At 71.0% G+C, this 4,511-nt stretch carries 4 protein-coding genes; 2 read left to right on the plus strand and 2 right to left on the minus strand.

The genetic code is table 11. The features are described from left to right. Positions 1-390: 390 nt before the first annotated feature. Positions 391-1,341: a L,D-transpeptidase family protein gene (locus N864_RS19545; RefSeq protein ID WP_240474413.1), complete on the minus strand. Its 951-nt coding sequence runs from the start codon at positions 1,339-1,341 to the stop codon at positions 391-393. Positions 1,342-1,536: 195 nt separating this feature from the next. Next, a complete protein-coding gene (locus N864_RS19550; protein ID WP_034721261.1) occupies positions 1,537-2,289 on the minus strand; it encodes an IclR family transcriptional regulator in 753 nt (250 codons plus the stop codon). A 142-nt stretch (positions 2,290-2,431) separates the two neighbouring features. Between N864_RS19550 and leuC the strand changes: the two genes are divergently transcribed. Then, positions 2,432-3,847, plus strand: a complete 1,416-nt coding sequence (leuC, locus tag N864_RS19555) for a 3-isopropylmalate dehydratase large subunit (protein WP_034721264.1) — start codon at positions 2,432-2,434, stop codon at positions 3,845-3,847. Between the two features lie 3 nt (positions 3,848-3,850). Beyond that, positions 3,851-4,444, plus strand: coding sequence for a 3-isopropylmalate dehydratase small subunit (gene leuD / locus N864_RS19560; RefSeq protein WP_034721266.1), 594 nt, complete (start codon positions 3,851-3,853; stop codon positions 4,442-4,444). Positions 4,445-4,511 lie beyond the last annotated feature (67 nt).

The following is a 4,511-nucleotide window of genomic DNA, read 5'->3' on the forward strand; positions in this document are numbered from 1 at the left end:
GTCGGTGACGCGTGGGGTGCTGTGGTCGTGGAGGGGCTGGGTGGCCTCGAGGTGGGTGCCGTGGCCGTCGAGGTGCTCGGCTGCGCCGTGGTGGAGGGACTCGGCGATGACGGCGCCGGGTTGCAGCCAGACGCGCCCAGTGCCAGCACCGCCATCGCCACCAGCGGGACCACTCGCCCCGCTCGCCTGCCCCTACGTCCCCACATCGCCGCCCCCCTCGACGGCCCACGGACGCGACCTCGTCCGACACCTCGATTCTCCCGCCGACGGCGGGGGCTGAGCGAGCGGTGTGAGGGGTGGAACACGGCTGCGACGCGTGGGCCCTGCTGCGCGGGCGTCGGGCACGCGTGCGGGCGGTGGAGCGCCGCCGCGGACTTCAGGGCAGGTGCGTCACCAGTGGACGACCACCTTGGTGCCGACCGGGGCCTCGTTGTAGAGGCGCACCAGGCCGTTCCAGTCGCGCACGTTGACGCAGCCGTGCGACGAGCCGTTGTAGCCGAGGCGGGCGAAGTTGGAGGAGTAGTGGATCGCCTGACCGCCGCTGAAGAACATCGAGTACGGCATCGGGGTGTAGTAGAGGTTCGAGATGACGTCCTTCTTCTTCCACGTGATCGCGAACGTGCCCTCCCGGGTGGGTAGTGCCTCGCTGCCGAACCGGACGTCGAACTGGTACTGCGGCACGCCGTCGACGACCCAGGTCAGCATGCGCGTCGCCTTGCTGACGCAGATGACCCGGCCGGTGAGGCAGCGCTGGTCGACGTCCCAGCTGAGCTTGCCGGGGCTGGTGGCGACCGGCTTGGGGACGACGTTGTTGAGCTCGTCGCGGGTTGGCGGGCGGCTCATCGAGACGACCCGCCCCCACGTCTGCTCGTCGAGCAGGCCCGTCGAGGCGAAGCCGCGCTTGGCCTGGAAGCCTTTCACGGCCGCAGTGGTTCTGGTGCCGTAGTGGTCGGTCACGTCCCCGTCGTACCAGCGCAGCTGCTTGAGCCGCGCCTGCAGCTCTCGGACCTTCGGCGAGGAGTCTCCGGGGCGGAAGAGCACGACCGGCACCGGCGTGGGCGTGGCGGTCGCGGTGGGCTTCGTCGTCGGCTGGGAGGTCGTCGTGGGGGTCGACGTCGTCGGTGCAGCGGGCGGCGTCGTCTCGCTCGTCGTCGACGGTGCCGGTGGCGCCGTCGAGGACGAGCTCGTCATGACGCCCCGGGAGCCGACGGGCGTCTGGGCCGTCTGCGGAGTCGGGGTCGTGGTCGTGCAGGCCGTCAGGGCGAGGAGGGCCAGGCCGAGACCGAGGGTCGCGGGCTGGGTGGTCCGTTCGGCGAGACGGCGGGCCCGTGCAGCTCCCATGAGAGTTCCTTCACGGTGGAGGTCGATGCTGTCACACAGGGTGACGCGGCCTCGCCCGGAATGGTTGGCAAGCGCGAGGTTGTCCCGCTGAACGTGACCATTCCGTTGTCTGCGCTGACACCGATCCCGTATGCCGCTGAGCCGGCTCCCGCTTCCCGGAGCGGCGGCGCACGTGGACGGGGACGAGCGAGCGCCTCAGGCGTCCTGCGGCTGCTGCTGTTGCTGCTGCTGGGCGTGCGCCCGGCGGAGCACCTCGGTCAGCTTGTTGGCGCCGGCGACGACGGTCGCGGCGTGCAGCCGTCCCGGCTGGCGGGAGAGCCGCTCGATCGGACCAGAGATCGACACGGCGGCGACCACCCGCCCCGAGGGGCCCCGGACAGGGGCGGACACGGAGGCGACACCGGGCTCGCGCTCACCGACGCTCTGCGCCCAGCCACGGCGTCGGACGCCCGAGAGCGTCGTCGCGGTGAAGGCCGCGCCGTGCAGGCCACGGTGCAGCCGGTCGGGCTCCTCCCACGCGAGCAGCACCTGGGCTGCCGAGCCGGCAAGCATCGACAGTGTGGCGCCGACCGGGATGGAGTCGCGCAGGCCGACGGGCCGCTCCGCCGCCGCGACGCAGATCCGTTGGTCGCCCTGACGCCGGAAGAGCTGCGCGCTCTCGTTCGTGTGGTCGCGCAGGGCCCCGAGCACGGGTCCGGCAGCCGCGAGGAGCCGGTCCTCGCCCGCGGCCGAGGCCAGCTCGGCCAGGCGGGGACCGAGGACGAACCGGCCCTGCATGTCACGCGCGACGAGACGGTGGTGCTCGAGGGCGACGGCGAGGCGATGTGCCGTCGGGCGGGCGAGGCCGGTCGCGCCGACGAGCTGGGCGAGGGTCGCCGGGCCGGCCTCGAGGGCGCCGAGGACGGTCGCCGCCTTGTCGAGGACGCCGACTCCACTTGACTTGTCCATGACCTGATATTGCCGTCTCAGGCACTGAGACGTCAATTCGCAACGCCCAAAAAGCGACGACGCTTGGGTCACGAGCGACGCCGCCCTCGGCCCTGTCGGGCTGCGGATGAGCCGCCGTCCAGATGTCGCAGCGGAGGGAAGCATGTCAGGAACACTGTCCGAGAAGGTCTGGGACGCCCACGTCGTGCGACGTGCCGAGGGGGAGCCGGACCTGCTCTACATCGACCTGCATCTCGTGCACGAGGTGACCAGCCCCCAGGCGTTCGAGGGTCTGCGCCTCGCCGGGCGCCCCGTCCGTCGCCCCGACCTCACCCTCGCCACCGAGGACCACAACGTCCCGACGACGGCGGGTCCCATCACCGACCCGGTCTCGAAGATCCAGGTGGAGACCCTGCGCCGCAACTGCGAGGAGTTCGGGGTCCGGCTCTACCCCATGGGCGACCTCGAACAGGGCATCGTCCACGTGGTCGGCCCGCAGCTGGGCCTGACCCAGCCGGGTATGACGGTGGTCTGCGGTGACAGCCACACGTCGACCCACGGCGCGTTCGGCGCCCTCGCCTTTGGCATCGGCACCTCCGAGGTCGAGCACGTCCTCGCGACGCAGACCCTGCCCCTCAAGCCATTCAAGACGATGGCGATCAACGTGCGGGGCTCGCTCGCCGAGGGAGTCACGGCCAAGGACGTCATCCTCGCCGTCATCGCCAAGATCGGCACCGGCGGCGGCCAGGGCTACGTCCTCGAGTACCGCGGCGAGGCCATCGAGGCGCTCTCGATGGAGGCGCGCATGACGGTCTGCAACATGTCGATCGAGGCCGGCGCACGAGCCGGCATGATCGCACCCGACGAGACGACCTTCGCCTACCTCAAGGGCCGCCCGCACGCACCGACCGGTGCGGACTGGGACGCGGCCGTCGACTACTGGCGGTCGCTGCGCACCGACGACGACGCGGTCTTCGACGCGGAGGTCGAGATCGACGCGTCCGCCCTGACGCCGTTCGTCACGTGGGGCACCAACCCCGGGCAGGGGCTGCCGCTCAGCGAGTCGGTGCCCGACCCGGAGTCCTTCGCCGATGAGAGCGACCGGCTCGCCGCCGCAAACGCCTTGGCCTACATGGGCCTGGAGCCGGGCACCCCGCTGCGTGAGGTCAGGGTCGACACCGTCTTCCTCGGCTCGTGCACCAACGGCCGGATCGAGGACCTCCGGGCGGCAGCGGCAGTCGTCAAGGGCCGCCACGTGGCGGACGGCGTGCGGATGCTCGTGGTCCCCGGTTCGGCGAAGGTCCGCCAGCAGGCCGAGGCAGAGGGGCTCGACCGTGTCTTCACGGAGGCCGGCGCGGATTGGCGCCTGCCCGGCTGCTCCATGTGCCTCGGGATGAACCCGGACACGCTGGCGCCGGGGGAGCGCAGCGCCTCCACGTCCAACCGCAACTTCGAGGGTCGTCAGGGCAAGGGCGGCCGCACCCACCTCGTCAGCCCGCTCGTCGCAGCCGCGACCGCTGTCCGTGGCACGCTCTCGAGTCCGGCCGACCTTCCCGCCGACGTCCTCCAGGAGGCCTGAGCCATGGACAAGTTCGAGACCCACACCGGAGTCGGCGTGCCCTTGCGGCGGAGCAACGTCGACACCGACCAGATCATCCCGGCCGTCTACCTCAAGCGGGTTGCGCGAACCGGGTTCGAGGATGGCCTCTTCGCGTCCTGGCGCAAGGACCAGGCCTTCGTCCTGAACAACCCCGTGTATGCCGCTGGTTCGGTGCTCGTCGCCGGGCCGGACTTCGGCACCGGTTCGAGTCGGGAGCATGCCGTCTGGGCGCTGATGGACTACGGCTTCAGGGTCGTCATCAGCTCGCGCTTCGCCGACATCTTCCGGGGCAACAGCGGCAAGGGCGGACTGCTCGCGGCCGTCGTCTCCCAGGACAACGTCGAGCTGCTGTGGAAGTACCTCGAGAACCACCCGGGCGCCGAGATCACGGTCGACCTCGTGTCGCGGACCGTCACGGCCGGCGAGATCGTCGCCCCGTTCGAGATCGACGACTACACGCGGTGGCGGCTGCTCGAGGGTCTCGACGACATCGGCCTGACGCTGCGCCACGAGGACGAGGTGTCGCGGTTCGAGCAGGGCCGCCCTTCCTGGAAGCCGGTCACCACACCCGCCTGAGCCATGCGCGTGGGCCCCTGCTGGGTCGCTGAAGGGCCGAATCGCTTTGTCCAGCAAAGCGATTCGG

Source organism: Intrasporangium chromatireducens Q5-1 (assembly GCF_000576575.1).
GTDB classification, from domain to species: Bacteria; Actinomycetota; Actinomycetes; order Actinomycetales; family Dermatophilaceae; genus Intrasporangium_A; species Intrasporangium_A chromatireducens.